The 19947-nt window shown below is 41.7% G+C and carries 19 protein-coding genes; 7 read left to right on the top strand and 12 right to left on the bottom strand.

What is annotated here, in order from left to right; all coding sequences use genetic code 11:
* Positions 1–2 precede the first annotated feature (2 nt).
* Positions 3–824 (top strand): alpha/beta fold hydrolase, encoded by an 822-nt coding sequence (locus tag AC1DQW_RS14440; protein WP_477454723.1) that lies wholly within the window; start codon positions 3–5, stop codon positions 822–824.
* A complete protein-coding gene (locus AC1DQW_RS14435) occupies positions 821–1474 on the top strand; it encodes a lysophospholipid acyltransferase family protein (RefSeq protein WP_477454722.1) in 654 nt (217 codons plus the stop codon). The genes AC1DQW_RS14440 and AC1DQW_RS14435 overlap by 4 nt, the downstream gene beginning before the upstream one ends.
* A 34-nt stretch (positions 1475–1508) precedes the next feature.
* Here the strand turns inward: AC1DQW_RS14435 and AC1DQW_RS14430 are convergent, their stop codons facing one another.
* Positions 1509–2624, bottom strand: coding sequence for a hypothetical protein (locus AC1DQW_RS14430; protein ID WP_477454721.1), 1116 nt, complete (start codon positions 2622–2624; stop codon positions 1509–1511).
* Between the two features lie 62 nt (positions 2625–2686).
* On the bottom strand, positions 2687–3886 hold the full coding sequence (locus AC1DQW_RS14425; protein ID WP_477454720.1) for a hypothetical protein: 1200 nt from the start codon (positions 3884–3886) through the stop codon (positions 2687–2689).
* 379 nt (positions 3887–4265) lie between these two features.
* Here AC1DQW_RS14425 and AC1DQW_RS14420 point away from each other — a divergent pair, with 379 nt between their 5' ends.
* The gene (locus AC1DQW_RS14420; RefSeq protein ID WP_477454719.1) at positions 4266–7517 is read left to right on the top strand and encodes a VIT domain-containing protein; all 3252 of its coding nucleotides are present in this window, start codon (positions 4266–4268) and stop codon (positions 7515–7517) included.
* Between the two features lie 132 nt (positions 7518–7649).
* Here AC1DQW_RS14420 and AC1DQW_RS14415 read toward each other — a convergent pair whose 3' ends face one another.
* Positions 7650–8591, bottom strand: coding sequence for a DUF5996 family protein (locus AC1DQW_RS14415; RefSeq protein ID WP_477454718.1), 942 nt, complete (start codon positions 8589–8591; stop codon positions 7650–7652).
* Positions 8592–8772: 181 nt separating this feature from the next.
* On the opposite strand from AC1DQW_RS14415, the gene AC1DQW_RS14410 reads away from it, so the two are divergent.
* From AC1DQW_RS14410 to AC1DQW_RS14395, 4 genes are all read left to right on the top strand, one after another.
* Positions 8773–9255, top strand: coding sequence for a YybH family protein (locus AC1DQW_RS14410; RefSeq protein WP_477454717.1), 483 nt, complete (start codon positions 8773–8775; stop codon positions 9253–9255).
* A gap of 56 nt (positions 9256–9311) precedes the next feature.
* The gene (locus AC1DQW_RS14405; protein WP_477454716.1) at positions 9312–10124 is read left to right on the top strand and encodes a DUF6597 domain-containing transcriptional factor; all 813 of its coding nucleotides are present in this window, start codon (positions 9312–9314) and stop codon (positions 10122–10124) included.
* A gap of 84 nt (positions 10125–10208) precedes the next feature.
* On the top strand, positions 10209–10979 hold the full coding sequence (locus AC1DQW_RS14400; RefSeq protein ID WP_477454715.1) for an isocitrate lyase/PEP mutase family protein: 771 nt from the start codon (positions 10209–10211) through the stop codon (positions 10977–10979).
* A 30-nt stretch (positions 10980–11009) separates the two neighbouring features.
* The gene (locus AC1DQW_RS14395) at positions 11010–11390 is read left to right on the top strand and encodes a YybH family protein (RefSeq protein WP_477454714.1); all 381 of its coding nucleotides are present in this window, start codon (positions 11010–11012) and stop codon (positions 11388–11390) included.
* Positions 11391–11460: 70 nt separating this feature from the next.
* Here the strand turns inward: AC1DQW_RS14395 and AC1DQW_RS14390 are convergent, their stop codons facing one another.
* The 9 genes from AC1DQW_RS14390 to AC1DQW_RS14350 all read right to left on the bottom strand — a co-directional run bounded on the left by AC1DQW_RS14390 (position 11461) and on the right by AC1DQW_RS14350 (position 19760).
* Entirely contained in the window at positions 11461–12411 is a 951-nt protein-coding gene (locus tag AC1DQW_RS14390) for a class I SAM-dependent methyltransferase (protein WP_477454713.1), read from the bottom strand.
* Between the two features lie 212 nt (positions 12412–12623).
* On the bottom strand, positions 12624–14207 hold the full coding sequence (locus AC1DQW_RS14385) for a hypothetical protein (RefSeq protein WP_477454712.1): 1584 nt from the start codon (positions 14205–14207) through the stop codon (positions 12624–12626).
* Positions 14208–14584: 377 nt separating this feature from the next.
* Complete coding sequence (locus tag AC1DQW_RS14380; protein ID WP_477454711.1) at positions 14585–15112, bottom strand: low affinity iron permease family protein; 528 nt, start codon at positions 15110–15112, stop codon at positions 14585–14587.
* A 72-nt stretch (positions 15113–15184) separates the two neighbouring features.
* Complete coding sequence (locus AC1DQW_RS14375; protein WP_477405023.1) at positions 15185–15343, bottom strand: lmo0937 family membrane protein; 159 nt, start codon at positions 15341–15343, stop codon at positions 15185–15187.
* A gap of 297 nt (positions 15344–15640) precedes the next feature.
* Complete coding sequence (locus tag AC1DQW_RS14370; RefSeq protein WP_477454710.1) at positions 15641–16111, bottom strand: hypothetical protein; 471 nt, start codon at positions 16109–16111, stop codon at positions 15641–15643.
* A 4-nt stretch (positions 16112–16115) separates the two neighbouring features.
* Entirely contained in the window at positions 16116–17651 is a 1536-nt protein-coding gene (locus AC1DQW_RS14365) for an FAD-dependent oxidoreductase (RefSeq protein ID WP_477454709.1), read from the bottom strand.
* A 227-nt stretch (positions 17652–17878) separates the two neighbouring features.
* Positions 17879–18076, bottom strand: a complete 198-nt coding sequence (locus AC1DQW_RS14360) for a KTSC domain-containing protein (protein ID WP_477454708.1) — start codon at positions 18074–18076, stop codon at positions 17879–17881.
* Between the two features lie 20 nt (positions 18077–18096).
* The gene (locus tag AC1DQW_RS14355) at positions 18097–18573 is read right to left on the bottom strand and encodes a CinA family protein (protein WP_477405015.1); all 477 of its coding nucleotides are present in this window, start codon (positions 18571–18573) and stop codon (positions 18097–18099) included.
* Positions 18574–18719: 146 nt separating this feature from the next.
* The gene (locus tag AC1DQW_RS14350) at positions 18720–19760 is read right to left on the bottom strand and encodes a methyltransferase (RefSeq protein WP_477454707.1); all 1041 of its coding nucleotides are present in this window, start codon (positions 19758–19760) and stop codon (positions 18720–18722) included.
* Positions 19761–19947 lie beyond the last annotated feature (187 nt).

Here is a 19947-nt window from a genome sequence, read left to right as displayed (position 1 = left end):
CATTGACCTCACATTACTATCAAACCGACTTAGTAGATCTCCATTATTATAAATTTGGGACCGGGAAAGCGCATATGCTGTGTTTTCATGGTTTTGGTATGCATGGCAAACAATTTTTAGCTTTAGCGCCCCAACTTGGCAATAAATATACCTTTTGGGGATTTGACCTTTTCTTTCATAAAGAAACCAAATTGAAAGATAACAGTTTAGCAGCTGTAAAAACCGGGCTTGCCAAAAAACAACTGGCTGATTTAATAGTTTCCTTTTGCAAAGCCCAGCAGATAGACCGGTTTTCGGTAATAGGTTATTCCATGGGATCGCATTATGCAACAGCGATTGTTGAAGAACTTCCGGCTATGATCAACGAATATATTGTTGCGGCGCCATCGTCTATTAAACCGGGTAGCCTGGTTAGTTTTTTTAGCAGGAATGCGGCCGGGAATAAAATTTTAGAGAAAATAGTTTTAAGTAAAAACGCCATGGTAAACCTGTTGGTTACCTGCAAAAGAGTTGGCCTTGTGGATGCCGAAGGCTATAATATTTTGCTAAAAGAAATTGAAACAGAAGAGTTAAGGTTTAACATGTACGCATGCTTTACTTATTTGCGGTTTTTAATAACCGATGAAGCAAAGCTGACCAGGTTACTTAACGAATATGCTATAAGGAGCATTTTCATTTTTGGGAAGCGTGACAAAAAGTACCCGCTTGCTATCGGGAAAGCTTTTTTAGCCGGGATAAAAAACGCCGAAATAATAGATATGGATGAAAGCCACGAAATAATTAATAAACGTTTTGCTGTAGTTTTAGGAGGTCTGTTGTTATGATCATTAAATCAAAACCACTGCCCCTTTTTTTATTGAAAATTGCCGGGTACCTGGTTGAAAAGGTTTTAAAATCACGTTTAAATAAACTGGTTATTAACCCAATTGAAATTAAGCCCGGTCATTCCTATATTTTATTATGTAATCACTTTGGCTTTGGCGATGGTTTTTTAGGCTTCTATTTAGCCTGGAAGGTAATTTTAAAGCAGGGGCAGATGAAGCGTTTATACATCATGTCGTTAAAAAAGCAGATGCAAAAGAACCGCTGGCTTAGGTATTGCGGCAGTTTTTCTGTTGAGCCGGGTAAAAAGTCCATCAGGGAAAGTTTTGCATATGCTGCCGAACAGCTTGCCGAACCGGGTAACCTGCTGCTGTTTTTTCCGCAGGGAAACCTGGAAAGCTGTCATATCCGGTCGATTAAGTTCCAGGAGGGTATTGCCGAAATAATTCCGTTAATTAAAGGGAACTGCCAGATCATATGGACCAGCAATATTATCGAATACTTTGAAAGTATAAGTCCCTCGGTATATTTCAATATGCTTGATTGTGGTACAAATCACAACTTCGACTTTGATACATTGAAACAACAAGTTAACCAACACCACCTTCAATCAATTAAGCAAAATATACGTTTTACTGACGAGGAAAATTAACAGGATATAACCCGCGTTATGTTATTGTTATAATTTAACTGCCACCTAAGTATTGGTTTATACCAAAAACATTATTACCTATTAAAACAAGATTACCGGGGGTAGATTGAACCTGGATGGTCATTTTCCCGGATTCAAAGGAAACGCTGTTGGTAATAACAGAAGATTGTTGAAGACTGTAAAGAGGCCAGTAGCCCATTTCAACCATTGCTTTAATTAATATTTGCTCATCGGCGGTAAAGTCAGCGTCAGAAGTAAGGCTAAGCGTAATTCCATCCACAGCCAGCACAGATCCAATAGCATAATTAAACGTTCCATCGCTGCCAAAGTACTCGTCCCAGTTAGCGGGCGTTGTCCATGGGGGAGTCGTTTTTGACACCAATGCAAGATGAAGCAGTCCTGAGTTATACCAGGCACCGGGCATTATGGGCACAACACAAAAATGGTCGAAACTTACTGTAATAGAAATGGTGCTTAGCGCAAACTTTTTATTCAAATGTAAGCCGCACCAACTCCCGGTCCATAATCCAAAAAAATTAGGGTCATAACCGGGTATCCATGACTTTGATACATTGGGATTATCGTTTAATGAGAAATTTGTGGGCGGCGATGCCCGCAATGTCGATGTTAAATAAGAAAAAGAAGGTAAATAATCAACCGGTTTTGCATTTGACCCTTCATAGGGTTTTAAAGCTGCCTGGCCGCTGTTAATAAGCAACTGATAGGAGAGGTCGGTACGTCCGATGTTAGCTACAGACGGCGCATTTATCATAGCCCATTGAAACCACACAGTTGGTAATGTATTGGCAGGTGGCTGGGGCGATAAACTCTTTAAATAAACAGTCCATCTTGCATAGTTGGCAGCACCTATGTCTTTTCTAAAAGTGCTGTCGGGAAATGCCAGCTGGTTTATTACGGCTGCATATTGGCTAAAAAAGCTGGGCTGGTTATATAACCAGTAATTATATTTTAAAGTTGGCGGGGGAACGGTATTAAAATAAGCCCAAAGACTTTCATCATCTTTTGGCATAGCAAGAGGTTGTATCAGCTGAAAATTATTGATCGACAAGTTCAGGCTGGCTGCCAGCTGGTTGTACCAGGCATCTGTAATTGCTGTAATGCTGTCGCAAGGAAGATTTATGTTTGTCATTAGCGGTATATAATAATCAACCGAAAAATGAAGGCTGGTTTTTAGCCAGCCTTCAAAAGAAATTATGCATTTACCTCTTCGAAATTTTTTGCTGAGGCATAAAGAGCAATAGCAGGCGCTGATGAGTGCCCAACAAATTCTCCTGCAGATAGTACGTTAACACCCAGCACAATAGGCACACCTTGTATGCTTGATGTGGTAATTTGTAAATTACCGTTCTCGTTAAAGGTTGCTGTATTGGTTGATGAGCTGCCGCTACTGCCGCAATAGAATGGCCAGAATCCGGCAGATCCGCTCGATGTAATAGTCTGCTGATCCAATGTAGAATAGGAAGCATCAGAAGTTATTGTTACCGACATACCAGAAGCAACAATTACGTTGGCGCCAAAACGCTGCATGTTTCCATTGGTGCCAAAAGTATTGTTCCAATTGATAGAAGAGCCCGGGCTCCATGGGTTTCCGGTTTGGTTAGCATAAGCCAGCCCCATTGCAGATGAGTAGTACCAGGCACCAGGTGTATTAGCAAAAACCAATACATTGTCGAATGTGGCACTAACTGTTACATTGCTTGCGGCAAATTGCTCACTGATTGAAGACGTAGAGCTGCTGCCTCCCCAAAGTCCAAAGAATCCTGAATCGGAGCCGCCTGTCCATGAATTGCTTACATTAGAATTCATGCTGTTGCTGTTAAATGTGAATGCTCTTTGAGGACTACTGTTTAACTGGTTTACCATATCGGTATAACTAAGCTGCCAATCGAAATTTATTGGAAGTCCTAATGCATCTGTATAAATTAAAGCCAGTTCGTTTTGAGCAGTAGCAATAGGATCTAATAAAATAGCGGCATAATCAGAAGAACCAATATTGGCAACGCTTGGTGCATAAAACATAGCCCAGTTTCTAAACATAGTAGGGATTTGATTCATACTGGGAAGCGTAGGGAGCCTTAAAACGTAGGCTTGCCATTTTGCATAATTGGCTGCACCGATATCCTCCTTAACATTTATTTCTCTTGAAGGAACCAGGGCAGACAGTAAACCTCTGTAATCGTTGTAGAATTGATTACCACCGCTTGCTGCAAACTGCTGTGTTAAAGAAAAAGGTGGGATATTATTGTAATATGCCCAGAATATACTGTTTGCTGCAGAGCCACTTGCAATAGGTGGCGCTGGCTGAATGATTTGGAAGGAATCCGGGCTTTGTCCCAAGCCTTGTGAGAATCCATTATACCAACCATTTTGTAAATCTAAGAACGTACTCATGTTTGAATTGCTTTAGTTTTCCCCTACGTAAGGCTTTTGGGGATTTGCCCCTGTAACGATGCATTTACAGGTAAGCCCGTTTTTTTGAGTGGTAGCTGATCTCCACTTTTCAAAAGCTTTTGCATAACAAAGTTGCTTTTAAATACTACCGCAGATAAGCGTGTAAATACCTGTTTTTAAACCCCCGTGTTTTTACCTGTTTTTCATGAGTATTTACCTTTATTGCGGAGTTTGTATAGCTATGGCGCCGCCGTAAATTAACCCGGCATGCTGCAAACACGACCCCGATGAGAGATCCTGCGGGGAGGCAGGAGAGATAATTTTAAATCATTTTATGGAATGTTTATAATCCCTGCATCTAACAGGAAATAAGCAATCCATGAAAAGACTAAATTTATTTTTTTTATCGGTAACTGTATTCATAGTACTACAGGTATCAACTGCCTTTGCCCAAAGCCCGCAACTTACTGTAGATGGTAAAAGCAATAACGGCGTAAAGCTGCAACAACTAAAAATTGACGTTGCCATTTACGGTAATATCAGTCGTACCACCTGGCAAATGACTTTCTTTAACACCACGTCCCGTATTTTAGAAGGCACATTAACTTTCCCGCTTAAAGATGGTGTAAGCATCAGCCGGTATGCTTTAGATATTAACGGCAAAATGCGCGAGGCCGTTCCGGTCGACAGGGGGAAGGGTACAGTAGTTTTTGAGGCTATTGAACGCCGCAGGGTTGATCCGGGTTTGCTGGAAAAAGTAGAGGGTAACACTTTTCGTACCCGTATTTATCCCATTAATCCGCACAGCACGCGCACTGTAATTATCGGTTACGAAGAAGAGATCCCGCTGGCAGATAACGGCAATCTGAAATTTACGTTACCCCTCAATGTAAAAGATACGGTAGATAAGTTTTCGCTTAACGCGGCTGTAATTCAAAGCGTAACAGCCCCGGTTGCCGATAACTCCAATGGTGATAACCTGCAGTTTGATAACCATCAAAATACCTATACTGCCTCTATCGAAAAAAGTAACTATACCCCTGATCATTCCCTGTCTTTCTCGATACCAAAACCATTGAATGCAAATGAGGTAATGATACAGGCACAGGGCAATAAATATTATTATTTCGTCAACACTACCCTGCAGGCTAAAATTATAAACAAGCCCGCTCCTCACCGCATCGGCTTATTGTGGGATGCATCCTTAAGCGGCGCCAACCGCGACAGCAAAAAGGAATTTGCCCTGCTGGATGCTTATTTCAGAAAGATAAATAATGCCGAAATTACTTTGGTAAGCTTTAGTAATACCATTTTAAGCACTAAAGCATATAGTATCAGTAATGGTAATTGGTTGGCACTTAAAAACGACCTGGAACATATTACCTATGACGGGGCTACCAACCTGGGAAACGTCAATTTAGCGCAATACCAGGCAGACGAGTTTTTATTAATGAGCGACGGACATCAAACCTTTGGCGAAAAGACCATAAAATTGAGTAGCAAACCTGTTTATTGTATCAATTCATCAGCATCGGCCGATTATAGTAACCTGAAACTGATAGCCTTGAAAACGCATGGTGAACTTATTGACCTGACGAGGGATGATAACGACAAGGCGCTAAAAAGTTTAACTACTCAGCCGCTGCATTTTTTAGGGATAAAGGCCGGCACTTCAGTCGAAGAAAATTACCCTTCTTTGCCGGTCGCGGTTGGCCGTACATTTTCAATTGCAGGTATTACGCGAAACCCTAACCAGGCCATCACTTTACAATATGGTTATGGCGATAAGGTGAGCTATGAAAAAGTGATCATACTCGACCTGGCAAAAAACGCGGTTGAAGATGTTGATGTGGCCAAACTATGGGCGCAAAAAAAGATAAGCGAGCTGGATATTAACTACGACACCAACCGGCAGGACATTGAATCATTAGGTAAACGTTTTGGTATAGTAACACGCAACACTTCCCTCATTGTTTTAGAAACCGTGTACGATTATATTCAATACGGGATTGAACCGCCTGCCGAATTGCGCGAACAGTATGATGCCATTATGAAGCAAAGGGCACCCAATAATGTGCAACCCCAACGGGAAAATCTTAGCACTGCTCAATATATGCTAAATGACTTAACGCAATGGTGGAATGCCGATATTAAGCATGAGGTTAAACCCAAGCCCAAGAACAGGAAAACACCTCGTCAAAATACAGTTGCTGCAGTTGCAGCTGTGGTTATAGATGAACCCGTAGGAAATGCGGATGTGAGGCAGGCAACAACAAACGAGGTGGCCAGGTATAAAGCAACCCAGGCTGCACCAGGCTCCAGCCAGCTTAATGAAGTTGTTGTGATTGGATACGGAGGACAAAGAAAAACATCTGCTACAGGGGCTGTGCAAGCAATACAACCGGCCTATTTACAAGGGCGGGTAGCAGGTTTATCGGTAAATCCAGGTACTCCGGGTTCAGCCGACAAAGTATTTATTCGTGGTAACTCCAGTGTGGGTAACACGCAGCCATTGTACGTTGTTGATGGAGTGGCAACCAGCAATCCACCCAATATTAACCCTAATGATATTGCATCAATAAATGTGATAAAGAATGCCAATACAACAGTCATTTATGGTGTTAGAGCCGCAAATGGAGTAATTGTAGTAACCACTAAAAATGGCCGGGCAGCCAACGCCGACTCTGTTGTTAGCCAATTAAAACAAAAAGAGGGAATCAATATTACCTACAATCCAGCAAATGCCGATTATTTAAAAACTATCCAAAAAACAGCCAAGGGCGGACAATATCAAAAGTACCTGGAGTTGAGGCAGGCCTTTAGCGGCAACCCTGTTTACTATTTTGATGTGGCCGACTATTTTATAAAAACCGGGAACAAAGAACTGGGCCAGCGCATATTAAGTAATTTGGCCGAGTTAGACCTGGGCAGCTATGAGCTATATAAAATGCTGGGCTATAAATTAAAACAAACCGGAGATTTCGAGGGTGAGGTATTTGCCTTTAAAAAAGTTACCGAATTACGCCCCTTAGATCCGCAAAGTTACCGCGACTATGGCCTGGCTTTGGAGGATGCCGGCGAACACCAGAAGGCTTTAGATGTACTTTATGCCGCCATGAAAAAGAGTTATACAGCCGAAGCCGATGGTCTTTATAATGGCATACAGGAGATATTTTTACCCGAAATAAACAGGATCATCGCCTTAAATAAAGAGCGCCTTAATCTTTCTGCAATTTCTAAAACAGTTATAAAGTCCTTACCGGCAGATATCCGCATTGTAATGGACTGGAATATGAATAATACCGATATTGACCTTTGGGTAACCGATCCGAATAACGAGAAATGTTACTACGGCCACAACCGCACCGAAATTGGCGGACGCATTTCGGATGACATGACCCAGGGATTTGGCCCCGAGCAGTTTTTATTAAAAAAGGCTATAAAAGGCACCTACAAAATTGAGATTAACTATTATGGCGACAGGCAGGCAACCATTGCGGGACCAACAACCATTATGGCCGAGCTATTTACCCATTACGGAACCCCACAGGAAAAAAAGGAACTTATTGTATTACAAATGAAAAAGGATTCGAAAGGGGCGGTATATATAGGAGATCTGGATTTTAAGTAAAGGGTTTTAACCTTAGCACCAAACTTACGAAGTTTCAAACCTTCGTAAGTTTTTGCACGATTAGAGAAACACAGCATCTTCAGATTTTCGCGAATTATGCCTCGCAATTGCAAAAGTTTCTTTCATCCCTTATCAATCCCGGCTATTTTTCAGCGCGGATAGGTCACATTGAAGGTTTTTGTCCCAGTTGCCGGTTTTGGCGGCTGCATCATAAGTAGATTGCATAAATTTCAGCAATGTTTCTTCTGGTTTGGCAGATCGTTGTACAGCTTCATAGGTTAAAAAAAACTCACCCATTTCGCTGCTGTAAAACGCTTCGGGCGGCGCCACCTGCTGAGTGCCAAAATCATCCGGCGCAGGGTAACAGTACGAATAAAAGGAAGGGTGCGGAAACTCCTCTGAGCCCGGCCAGAAACCGCATGAGCTTACCTCCTGCGAGTAAGCTTCCTGCATCACCTCTTTTGGTATATTGGGCATAGCTCCCTGGTGCAATGGCGCCGGCCTGCCAGAAAAACGCGTAACAGCCAGGTCAAATGCGCCCCAAAAAAAGTGTACCGGGCTGTTTTTGCCCTGGAACCCGGCCCTGAAATCGGTAAATACATTATGGATCCTGACCAAAGCCTGCCAAAAATTATGCATTACCGCGGCGTTGTAACCGCAAGGCGCATGATTTTCTGCAAATGGTATAGCGGGGTCTACCTCGTTTGGTACCGCGTAAATAGCTACCTCTACACCTGCTTTTCGAATACTATCCATCAGTTCACTATAAAAACCGGCCACTGTTTGGCCACCAAGTGCAAAATAAAGCCTGATCCCTTCACTGGTGGTGATCTGTACCTGGTGGTTGATAAAATCCAGGTCTATCTGGAAAACGCCGCCATCGTAGGGCATACTGCCGGTAGTTAGCCCGGTGGGGCTTACATACAGCGTTACCTGCCATGAATGATTGATCCAGGGCATTTTCTGCAGCCTTATTTTGCCAACTATCTGGGTATACATATGTGCTGTGGCGATTGTTTCCTTTAGATCGTGGTAAGCTAAAACGGGCCAGGTTGATGTAGGTTGATCGGTCATGGGACTGAAATTTTAAAGGGTAAACAGGGGACGCCCTATTATGTTTTGACGGGAGACGGATATGGAAAAATGGTACGGTGAAAGTACCAGCCATAAACTTAAATGCTTGTTCCGATTTGTACAATTTTAAGGCCGATAGCAGCGGTAATTTTGATAAATAAATTCAAATAAAATTAATGTTATGATCAATAGAAACAATATTCCCACGGTGATGCAATTACTTATCCTGTTATTTTTGTTTGGCCATTGCGATGCGCAGCAAGCAAAGAGAAACGCCAATCTTGAAGAGGCTAAGAAAGCGATAGCCGAAAGTAACAGCATCTATTTCCAGGCTTTTGCAAAAGGCGATTCATCCATATTTATTGATCGCTATGCAAAAGATTGCTGGATTATGCCACCAAATGCACCGGCAATGTGCGGTGCAGAAGCGCCGCTCAAATTTTTTAAAATAGCTTATGAGCAAATCGGTCTCAGGAATGGTAAGTTTATTACCATTGATGTATTTGGCGATGGTGAAGAATATGTAACCGAAGTGGGGTTTTGGCAGTCGTTTGATGTTAATAATAAACTGTTTGATGAAGGTAAATTCCTGGTATTGTGGAAGAAAACTGCAAAAGGCTGGAAAATGTTCAGGGATTCTTTCAGCAGCGACCGGAATAAATAGAAATACCTGCTATTGTTGTTGGTGTAAAAGAAATATAAAAATCATAAATTCACGATATGGAATTTAAGCATTTTTTTCCATCGGATATTTTAAAGCCTTACATCAGGCACTATTATATCTTTGAATCAGATTCGGACATTGAATTTGAGGATACCGTATTTCCAAGCGGCGATATGGAAGTGATCTTTAACCTGGGTGAAGGCACATGGGAATCGTCAGTTGAAAATAAATTCCTCAAAACCCCTCCCATAGAATTATGGGGACAGATCACAAAACCCCTTGCTATCCGGTCAAAGGGCAGGCATACCATGTTGGGCATTAAATTTTTTACGCATTCGGCAGCCTATTTTTTTAATGACGAAATAGGGGTATTTAACGACCAGATCTCTGATCTTACTGATATCATAGGCAGCCCGGCAAAAACCTTACACGCGCAGCTTTTAGAAACAAAAGACCAGGGTAAAAGAATAGAGCTGATAGAGATTTTTTTATTGAAAAGATTAATAAGCAGCGAAAAAAGATCATTTAAGATTGATAAAGTAGCCCATATTTTATCAAGCATCAAAAAGAACCCAGCCGAAAATAACCTTGGTAATATTGCGTCGAAACATGGTATTACCCCACGTTACCTGCATAAATTAATTTACCAGAATACTGGCCTCTCGCCAACTTCGTTCAATAAAATAAACAGGTTCCAGTTCAGCCTTAAGCTTATTGCCAAAAACGAACAGCCTTTTACTGCCATTGCCTATAACTGCGGTTATTTTGACCAATCGCACTTTATAAGGGATTTTAAATCTTTTACCGGCCTTACGCCCTCTGCGTACATGGAAAACATAACTCCTGTTAACCAACTGTTACTTCAATAAAATTCCAAACGGTTCCGGTTTATACAATTTTAAGATTTACCACTGCCATACCTTTGGTATAATTAAATATTAAACATTTATTGTATGAACACTTTCGAAACATTTTCGCAGCTGCACCAAAACCCAACGCCTTTCCTGTTAGGCAATATATGGGATGTAAATAGTGCAAAACTATTTGAAGCCAATGGTTATAACGCAATTGGCGTTTCCAGCCAGGCATTGGCAAACTCATGGGGTTATGAAGACGGAGAAAACCTGCCCTTCGAAATCTTGCTGCAATTAGCCAAACGAGTGGTTGAGGTAGTTAATATCCCTTTTTCGGTAGACCTGGAAGGCGGTTATAGCCGCACGATAGCAGGTATTATCACCAATATAAATAAACTGCATGACGCCGGTGTGGCTGGCATAAACCTGGAAGATACGATTGCGGGTGCAACCCGTAATTTATTGCCTGTTGATGAATTTCAAAAAATACTTGCGGCCATAGCTGATCACATCAGCAGGAATAATTTGAAATTGTTTTTAAACATCAGGACAGATGGATTTCTTTTAGGCTTGCCAACTGCACTTTCAGAAACGCTCACCCGGATCAAGAGCTACGAAAACACGGGCGCCAGCGGGATTTTTGTACCCTGTATCACCAACAGTGATGATATTAAAACAGTGGTGAATGCCACTAAGCTTCCCATTAATGTTATGTGTATGCCCGATTTGCCAGCTTTCGAAGAACTGGGGGACCTGGGTGTAAAAAGGATTAGCATGGGGCCATTTCTATTTAACAAAGTTTATGATACCGCCGGGAAACTGGCAAAGGCTGTCATTAGCGATAAAAACTTCTCATCCATTCTGTCATAATTTTCTATTCACCAATAAAAACAAAAAAAGATGAACTTACCAACAAGAGCACAGGATGCTCATGCCACACTTGCCGCCGCGTTTAACACAGGCGATGTATCCACAGTAATGAGCATGTATGATGTTACCGGTATTATTGTACCTGAACCAAACAAGCCGGTATCCGGCAAAGATCAATTTGAAGCATCGATAAAAGCCATTTTATCCATTAAAGGGAAAATGGAAATTAAAACAGTTTATTGCCTTCAAACAGGCGATATTGCCCTGGGACGATCTGAATGGAGCATTACCGATGGGAGTGAAGTAAAAATAGCTGCCAAGGGCATCGAAGTAATGAAACAACAGGCCGATGGCACCTGGAAAATAGTAATAGACCAGGCATTTGGCGCTGAAGCTAACCTGTTGGCTTAAAAAAGAATAACCTGCAAATGATGTGTCAGGTCCTGTTTTCTTTATAGGAACAGGGCCTGGCACATTCATTTTATAAACTGGTAAAAACAGCCAGCTTATAACTATTATTGTCTTTCGGGGTAGCAAAATCAAGCCAGCTTTGTAGAGCTACCTGGGCGGTGCAAGGTCCGTAGGAAATAATCTTAATTTTTCTCTGCAACGATTCTTTCCTCAAGATCTCTAAAACCTCCTGCAGCATTTCACCCATGAAGGGCGTAAACATAAAAAATATGGTCCCTTCAGAATAGTCTGCTTTTCGTGCATCGACGTTTATAAAGGTCACGTTGGATAAATTGAGCGCTGCCGCGCAATCGGCCGCATAATCGCAAAAGGCCGGCTCAAACTCTATACCCTTGACTGTAACCCCGGTGAGGAGATTAATCAGGATGGCTACCTGGCCCAGGCCCGAGCCCAAATCAAAAAAAACATCATCTTTCGTGAAATGGGATTTCTCTGCGAGTTCGAAAACGATCCTGGCAGGCGTTTTTTGGTAGTATACCATTTCCGGCGCTAAATCTTTAGTCGGCTCCGGCATAGTCTGAAGGGGAAACAATCCGTTGATAAAAATATCAAGGTTATCATAACCTGGTTCTTCCTGGTGTTCGTTATGGTCTAAATTAAAACCGGTGTATTCATTAACCAGTTTTTTGAATTCTTTTCCTGTATATCTCCCCGTCTGGATCTTTGCCTGCAGTTTTTGAAATAGGTTAATATCAATTTCTTCCAGTTCGACCTTTACTTTTTCAACCCGGTATTTCAGCAAAAGCAGTTTGTCTGGTTCGCCTGTTTTCTGCAGGAGTTCTTCAATCTGATCAATGACCCGGAAATCGATGAAATCTATAACCTCCATCCGCTTATCAAAGTTTTTCTTCTGGCGTAGCAGGGTATCTTTTTCTATTTTCTCTATATATGATTGTATTTCATACATCACCGTTGTTGCCGTGCTATCAGTCTTAATAATACATGGTTCCTTTTTAGTCAATTTGGTGCTTTGATTAAGTATGATTGGCGCGGAATTTTTTTGGTCCCGGTTTTACAAAAATCTAAAATAAATCGCAGGTCATCAACCCGCAGGCAGCCTCATATGACTTTGCGCTAAGTGGGGGATGCTTAAACAAAATATTAAAGCCTGCAGAAGTTAATCTACAGGCTTTTCTCATAAAATCTACAAGCAGATATGGCTTAGGTGTTATTTTAGTATGTGTACGCTAATTCGGTTACATTATCTTCATTACCAGAAGGCAGTGTCTTTAATGTCCCGAGTGTAAACTCGAATTCAATATTGGTTCTTACGGTATCATTGTAGTTCAGTTCGCACTTTTCTTTTGTGCCATTGTTAAAGGTAACCGTGTTTGACCAGCCTGTGCCGCCGCAGGTACGGTCCCACCAGTTACTGAAGCTAAGAGTTGGTTTTATTACGGTGCCGTCTTTACCATGGCCGCCATCTGTATATTTAGCATGCAGGTGACCATGAAAATGCCTGCAATTATCATGATCATTATCTACGTCAATAACAGTTTCAACCACTGCGATTTTATCGTTCGGGTCAACCTTTACATAGAAGCGGTAAAACATTAGCGGCCTATATCCGTCGTAACTGGAAGCAATCGATGCCACTATGTTAAACTTGAAAGGGTGCAATTTTAAAGCTGGTACAATTTTTTCTTCCTGAACCTGGATGATCGCGTTAGTAAGGTCTTTAATAAAATCTGGTTTTGCAACCTCTTCTTCGGTGATTTTTGAAAGCTTGTTTACCCAATCGTTTGCAAAACCTCTTGCTTCTTTAAGCTTCTCGGTCCTTTGTGGTTTGTCGTCAACATGCCATTGCCTAACCAGTTTATTGTCCAGGTTCTCTATGCTTTCCTTTGTGAAATTGGCCATCCATTCTACGCGTTCATAATTTGCACTATGCAAATCCAACTGTGCAGGCGTAATACGGCAATCAAACAGTTTTACATCATCGTCGTTAACGTTTTTTGCAAAGTCGGCCAGGTGCATCCAACTGGTAAGTGTAACCTCGGTAAGGATTGCCAGGTTTGGCGTATTCTGTTCCCTGATTTTGGCAACAGCCTCGGCCATTTCCTTTATTGATGAGCCACCTGGTATATCGGTACCCATAGTATTCACCATAACAGACATGTTGTATTTGGCCTGTGACTTTTGCAGGTCGCTCTCAAAATTGCCTTTGGCATCTAAAAGTGAGTTGTATGATGCGCTAACTGCCACGTCCATTTTAACCTTATCGGCCATGCTGGAGGCATCAATTTTTACCTCGCCGTAAAGCTCGGTAGTTAGCTGGTAGGCAGATATGTACACGGTACCATATTTTGCTATAAATTGTCTCGCGTCTTTTTTTAATAAGGTGATGGCATCGGCGGTTAATTTGGCATCGCTGTTAAGGTGCACATGCCCGTATGACTTGCGGAAAAACGCCACATAGCTCGACGACGTTTCTGATATGCTGATATTTTTAACATAACTGGCAGCTACCGAACCAGATGCCGCACCGTACGAACCGGTAATTTCTGTAGAGGCACGCTGCAGTTCGTCGCGCTTGTATACGCTGGTACAGGCGGCAACTTTATACCGCGTTTCGGGGCTTGTTGGCTCTGATGGTTTAATGGAACTAAACTCAAGCGGTGAAGCTAATAGTCCCAGGTTTACTACCGTTTGTACCCCTCTGAAAGCTCCCGCACCTTTTTCAACAGAAAAATTCTTTCCTGTTGCAATAGCATACTGATGAATGTCATCCAGATTGCCGTTCTTCTCGTTTGTCATTTTTTGATGTGTTAAGTGTTTAAAATATTTTTTTTCAATTCGGGATATTGGTGATCCCTGATGAAGTAAAGGTAGCGGGAAGGCCATGGGCAGGTATGGTTGTTTATGGGGTATTTAGAAGGGTTTATTTACCCTTTATTTAAGGCAGTAAAAAGGGTAAAGAGCACCGGTGGCCGGTGTAAATCAGCGTAGGTTTAGGCTTTAACGTTTTTGGTGGTGGCAGGCTGTGCGCTGCAATATGTTTTTTCGGTATCACAATCACTTTGCAAAACCCGGTTTTGCGAACACTTTGGGCTTAAAACAGCGGCAAACTCGCCGGTGAGAAAACCCGAGGAGACGGTAAATTATTTTATGCGGTACAATATGGTTTTTAATAATTATAAGTCATCCATTTTATGGCCAGGAGAAGATTCACGGGTATTTTTTTCATTATTGTTCCTGGTTACCTTCCTTATTTCCCTTTTCTTTTTTTCAAGGCGTTCTGCTTTATCAATGGAATGAGATTGGTGAATATCGCGGTCTTTTTCTGCAAGCTTAGATACTCTGGCATAAAAGGCGCGCAGCTCATCCAGTTCATTTTCGGTAAGGTCTTCCACGTCTACCATCCGGTTACTGGTAAACCGGTTAGCAGCTATCAATTCGTTTAGTTTTAACTGGATCGCTTTAGATTCCTTGTTTTGCGATTTCTGGATCAGGAAGACCATTAAAAACGTAATGATAGTAGTACCTGTGTTGATCACCAGCTGCCAGGTTTCTGAATAATGAAAAACCGGGCCTGTTGCTCCCCAAACTACGATTGTAAGCGCGGCTAAAATAAATGCCGAAGAACTGCCGGTCCAAGCGGTAACGGCATTGGCAAATTGTTCAAATATATTCTTCTTTGGCTCAGATGAGGTTGCTTCCATTGTATTCTGCTTATTTAATAAAACGCGGGCTGTTAACCCGCGTTAATACTTTTTAAATGACATATGTTCAGCTTAAATTGTTGAAGATGATCTTTGAATGATGCCAAGTAAAAGTGCAATTATTGCGATAACAAGCAAGGCATGAATTAAACCGGTTGCTGAATAAGCAAACACACTGATCGCCCATCCTATAATCAGGATAACTGCGATGATATACAATAATGATCTCATAGCTTTTATGGTTTGATGTACTTAAATGATTGTAAAAACCATGCCAATTTTTGCTTGAATTAAATTTGAACGAAACGAAATTATATAATAGGTAAATTAAAAGTCAACCAATGGCGTCATTGTATCGCATAGCGGGTTAAGCAAGCTGTTGTACCATTTGATAGAAAACCCTGTATAAATTGCTATACAACAAAGGATGGTTTTAAATAAGAAAACAAAGGCGGGATGGGCAGAAAAAGACGCCATGAGGATGGCCGCTTATCCGGGATGTTTAAAAACGGTAGGTATAAGCACTCATTAATTGTGTGTGCTGTTACCCTTGCTTTCTATTTGTTTAATTAAACGATAGCTTATTGTTGCAAACAACGCAAAAACAACATGAGCGGGCACCAACTGGCTATAATATTTAGTATACCTGATCCACGGCGGAGCGGGATGTAATTTAAAAGTGAGTTTCCATACCCCAACGGCTAAAGCGCCACTAATACTGCCAAGTATTAAAGCATTCTTTAATGAGGGCTTTATCTTTTTTCGCTCCCATAGTTCGGTAAAAGTCGCTGCAAATATTAACCCAACCGCATAATGTGCAGCCCATCCCTGCGCCTGGTTCAGTTTTTTAGTGCCTGGTAGCAGGCGGTGTATTAGTGTGCCCAGATGCTCGGGCTCACTATAATTTTCCTTTTCAATAAGCGAAACCAGGTAGCTAAACAGCGTCATAAAGCTGGTACCGGCTACGCCCGAAATCGCTATTTTCTCCAACTTATTCATCCTTTTAAATTTTTTGTAAGCTTTTAACAGCAGGGCCGTTCAGTACTTCGCCGTCTATATCATACCGGGCCCCGTGGCAGGGGCAGTCCCAGCTTTTTTCTTCCGGGTTCCAGTTTACTATACACCCGGCATGGGTACATACAGGGTTAAGGGCATGAACGGTTCCGGCGGTATCGCGATAAACCGCTATTTTTTTACCATCCACTTCAATCACTTTACCGCTATCAGGGTGCAGGCGCTTTAAAGAGTCGGTTTCAGGTATATTAAATCTATCTGCTACCAAATGATAAGCTACATCTGCGTTTTCTTTTACAAATTCAGTAAAACCGACAATTGGTTTAATCCGCGCCGGGCTAAAAACGGCCGTATACTTATTTTCTTTTCCTGATACCAGGTCGCTTAGTATCTTAGCAGCTACCGAACCCAGCATCATGCCGTTACCGTTGTAGCCGGTTGCACAATAAACACCGTCAGCAGCTTCGGGCATCTGGCCGATATACGGAAAACCATCAACCGGAACATAATACTGGGACGACCAGCTATATTTTACAGAAGAAACATTATAATGCTTACTAATATATTTTTCCAGGTCGGCAAAAGCTTTTTCAGGATCATCGTGCCCGGTTTTATGATCATTGCCACCGGCAATCAGTAGCGGTTCGCCATCAATGGTATGTGTTCTGAAGTAATGGTAAGGCTCTTCCATATCATAAATGAGCGCATTGGGATAGGTACCGCTTTTCAGCTTAACAGCCAATACGTAACTGCGGTAAGGTGCACATCGAAAATTAAATGAGGTAATGCCTGGCGGGATATGGGTTGAATAAATAACTTTTTTAGCTTTAATACGCAATAAACCAGCCGCGGCTATATGGATGCTATTATCGCTGCTCAGTTGATTGATCCTGGTGTTTTCCAAAATGGTTCCTCCCGCTTCCAGGAAAGACTTTTCCAGGCCCCGTAAATATTTTAGTGGATGAAACTGCGCCTGGCCATCAAATAATAATGCTTTTTGAAATGGGATGGGGGTGGGTACATTATCCGTGTATTGTACAGGCACACCTGCATTAACGGCGCCTGCATATACATCGTCCAGTTGTTTGGCCTGGTCTTCATCTTCTGCATATAAATAACCAGCCCGGCTTTCATAATCACAGTCAATACGGTACGTTTTTATATTTTGCTTAATAATCCCGAAACCTTCATTTATAGCCTCTGCAAATAAAATGGCGCCCTCTGCTCCAAACGCGACTTCTGCTTCCTTGTATGTAGTGTCGGCAAAGGTATTGATATGTGCGCTGGTGCCGCCGGTGGTTCCAAAACCAATATTGCGGGCCTCTGCCAGCAATACCTTTTTACCCGCATTTTGCAACAATAATGCCGCCGATAATCCGGTAATGCCGCCTCCGGCTACCAGGCAATCATAAATAGCAGGAGGATCAAATTCGGAGTGCGCCGCTGCTAATGGGGGCAAAGCTTCCTGCCAGGGACTTTCCCGAAGCCCATCTCTTGAATTGGATGTATATGCTTTTGTTTTCATGCTAAAAATTATACAATGGAGTAGCTATTCTGTTTTCTTTTTTAAAGCATGTAATGTTATTATTGGAAATTAACTTAATTAAAAAGATATTTTTCATCTGATAAGACAGGCCTAACCCCGTAATAATTTAGAGCAAGTAGATGGAATAAATGTGTTGGAGTCGATTCTGCGGCAAAGGGTTGCAAAATGAGTTATGGAAGGGATCAGCATATTAAACGGCTCATAGTTTAACCGACTTTTTCAAACGGGTATTTGCCCTTTATATGGTGATTTAAATAAATTCCTTTAGCACCAGACGCTTTCATTTCCCTATAAATGGTTTCCGGAACGTGGCGATATTCATAAATTGCCCCAGATACATACGTTATTTTTAATGTCAACGAAGCAGCATCATAGGTTATAACCGAAATAACTGAAGATGGCATGGCTACAGTTTTTAATATGATCAGGATAGTTCATTAATGAGTAATTGCGCTACCTTGTCTATTGTTTGCAATACAATTTCTTCCGGCGATCCTTTATAAACGTCCCTGGTGGCCAAGTGTTTACCTTTAATCCAAACGTGAATAAACATTGTGCCTACGGGTTTTTCAAGTGTTTCGCTGCCGCCGGGCATGGTTAGCCCGGTAACGGCTACCTGTATATCCGCCTTCATCAAATTTCCCAGCCGTACGGCAAGTTCTTTGGTTATTTCTGCCGATTCCGGTGTGTATTTCTCTACCAGTTCTGCAGGCACTCCTAAAACATCCTGCTTGATACAGGCGTCGTAACAAACAATACCGCCCTTTAATATATCACCGCATTCCGGGATCAAAGAAAATTCAGCAGAAAGGCGACCGGCAGTCGCGCTTTCTGCAAAGGCAATAGTAAGATGTTGTTCTTTAAGTAACCGTTGGCAGTTAATAAGCAAATTTGATGGCATGGTATAAATAAATATTATTGCTTCAATAACAGTTATCCGGTACCAAAGGTTTGATCAGCCAACTTCATAACGTTAGTGCTAACCTGCCGTAGCTGCATAGACCACAGGTCACGAATTGTGCCAGGTGGGGCAATGTTAACGCGGTTTTATTTGTATGCTATTGCCGCGCTTGATGGACCTGCTAACGGAACGATTGAGGTTGATTTAAACCCGACAATATTTGCCCACCTGTTAAAGTCGGCAAATGTGTAATCAAATCCTGTCCCTGTTTCAATAAGCATATTCAAACTCATCATCATGCCAAAAGCATTTTGCTTTCTTTCATCATCTATTATGCCTTCAATAGCTACAAATGCCCCGCCCACCGGGAGCGCGTTATAAGCTTTTCTCATTAATGATATTTTATTTTCTTCGTCCCAATCATGCAGGATGTTTCCCATTACAACAATGTCTGCATGGGGTATAGGCATAGTGAAGAAGTCGCCGCTTGCGGTTTTTACACGATCTGATAAACCGAACTGCTGAATGGTGGCGTTTGCAATAGGCTCAATCGGTGGCAGGTCAAAACTTGTACAATGCATATGGGGGTTATGTTTTGCAACCATAAGTGAAAGCAACCCGGCCGAACCGCCTACATCAATCAGCGTTTTATATTTTGTAAAATCATATTTTTGAGCAAAGGCAATAAAATTACCCATTTGAATACCGGTCATTGCATTGGTAAATTCTTTTAATTTTTCAGGGTCCTTGTATATCAAACCGAAAAAATCTTCGCTTCTTTTTGCTTCGTTTTGCGGAAGCCCGGTAAGCAGCCCCTCGCCCAGGTTACCCCAAAATGCATATAAACGATTGTTCATCATTTCAAGGATACCTCCAATATATGATGGCTTGTTTTTATCTAAAAATGTATCTGTGTCCAAAGTATTTGAATAAATAGCGGTATCCAAAATACCTTCACGCCTTAAAAAGCCAAACACGGTTAAAGCATCTAAAAAATCATAAACATTCCTGTCTGTACATTTAAGCCCCAACATGTCTTTTACATCTTTGGCCTTCATCGTTTTCTTTTCGGCAAGTGTGGTGAATAATTGAAAACTCACTGCAGTCAAAAGAATTTTTGAGGCCCAAAAGCCTGTGCCAATTTTCATAATGTTTTCAGGCGATGGCTGGTTAGTTTGCTGTTCCATTTTTTTATCTTATTAATTGTCGGTTTTAATAAATTGGTTTGCCTGCCAGGGAATGCTACCGGGAGGCAGGTAAAAATTGGGTTATCTAAAATACGGCGATTTATTTTGATATAAGAATAAAAGAGTATTTGATAAAAGGCCGAATCACCCCTCTATAGTTTCCCACTGATGCAAAAAGGCTAATAAT

It is taken from the genome of Mucilaginibacter sp. P5_A4, assembly GCF_056400605.1.
The sequence above is the reverse complement of the archived record's forward strand: the minus strand, read 5'-3'. Positions and strand labels throughout refer to the sequence as shown.

Excerpts from the sequence above, each read along its gene's own strand:
- AC1DQW_RS14435 (WP_477454722.1), top strand. The coding sequence starts at position 821 with ATGATCATTAAATCAAAACCACTGCCCCTTTTTTTATTGAAAATTGCC.
- AC1DQW_RS14430 (WP_477454721.1), bottom strand. The coding sequence starts at position 2,624 with ATGACAAACATAAATCTTCCTTGCGACAGCATTACAGCAATTACAGAT.
- AC1DQW_RS14425 (WP_477454720.1), bottom strand. The coding sequence starts at position 3,886 with ATGAGTACGTTCTTAGATTTACAAAATGGTTGGTATAATGGATTCTCA.
- AC1DQW_RS14420 (WP_477454719.1), top strand. The coding sequence starts at position 4,266 with ATGAAAAGACTAAATTTATTTTTTTTATCGGTAACTGTATTCATAGTA.
- AC1DQW_RS14415 (WP_477454718.1), bottom strand. The coding sequence starts at position 8,591 with ATGACCGATCAACCTACATCAACCTGGCCCGTTTTAGCTTACCACGAT.
- AC1DQW_RS14410 (WP_477454717.1), top strand. The coding sequence starts at position 8,773 with ATGATCAATAGAAACAATATTCCCACGGTGATGCAATTACTTATCCTG.
- AC1DQW_RS14405 (WP_477454716.1), top strand. The coding sequence starts at position 9,312 with ATGGAATTTAAGCATTTTTTTCCATCGGATATTTTAAAGCCTTACATC.
- AC1DQW_RS14400 (WP_477454715.1), top strand. The coding sequence starts at position 10,209 with ATGAACACTTTCGAAACATTTTCGCAGCTGCACCAAAACCCAACGCCT.
- AC1DQW_RS14395 (WP_477454714.1), top strand. The coding sequence starts at position 11,010 with ATGAACTTACCAACAAGAGCACAGGATGCTCATGCCACACTTGCCGCC.
- AC1DQW_RS14385 (WP_477454712.1), bottom strand. The coding sequence starts at position 14,207 with ATGACAAACGAGAAGAACGGCAATCTGGATGACATTCATCAGTATGCT.
- AC1DQW_RS14380 (WP_477454711.1), bottom strand. The coding sequence starts at position 15,112 with ATGGAAGCAACCTCATCTGAGCCAAAGAAGAATATATTTGAACAATTT.
- AC1DQW_RS14375 (WP_477405023.1), bottom strand. The coding sequence starts at position 15,343 with ATGAGATCATTATTGTATATCATCGCAGTTATCCTGATTATAGGATGG.
- AC1DQW_RS14370 (WP_477454710.1), bottom strand. The coding sequence starts at position 16,111 with ATGAATAAGTTGGAGAAAATAGCGATTTCGGGCGTAGCCGGTACCAGC.
- AC1DQW_RS14365 (WP_477454709.1), bottom strand. The coding sequence starts at position 17,651 with ATGAAAACAAAAGCATATACATCCAATTCAAGAGATGGGCTTCGGGAA.
- AC1DQW_RS14360 (WP_477454708.1), bottom strand. The coding sequence starts at position 18,076 with ATGCCATCTTCAGTTATTTCGGTTATAACCTATGATGCTGCTTCGTTG.
- AC1DQW_RS14355 (WP_477405015.1), bottom strand. The coding sequence starts at position 18,573 with ATGCCATCAAATTTGCTTATTAACTGCCAACGGTTACTTAAAGAACAA.
- AC1DQW_RS14350 (WP_477454707.1), bottom strand. The coding sequence starts at position 19,760 with ATGGAACAGCAAACTAACCAGCCATCGCCTGAAAACATTATGAAAATT.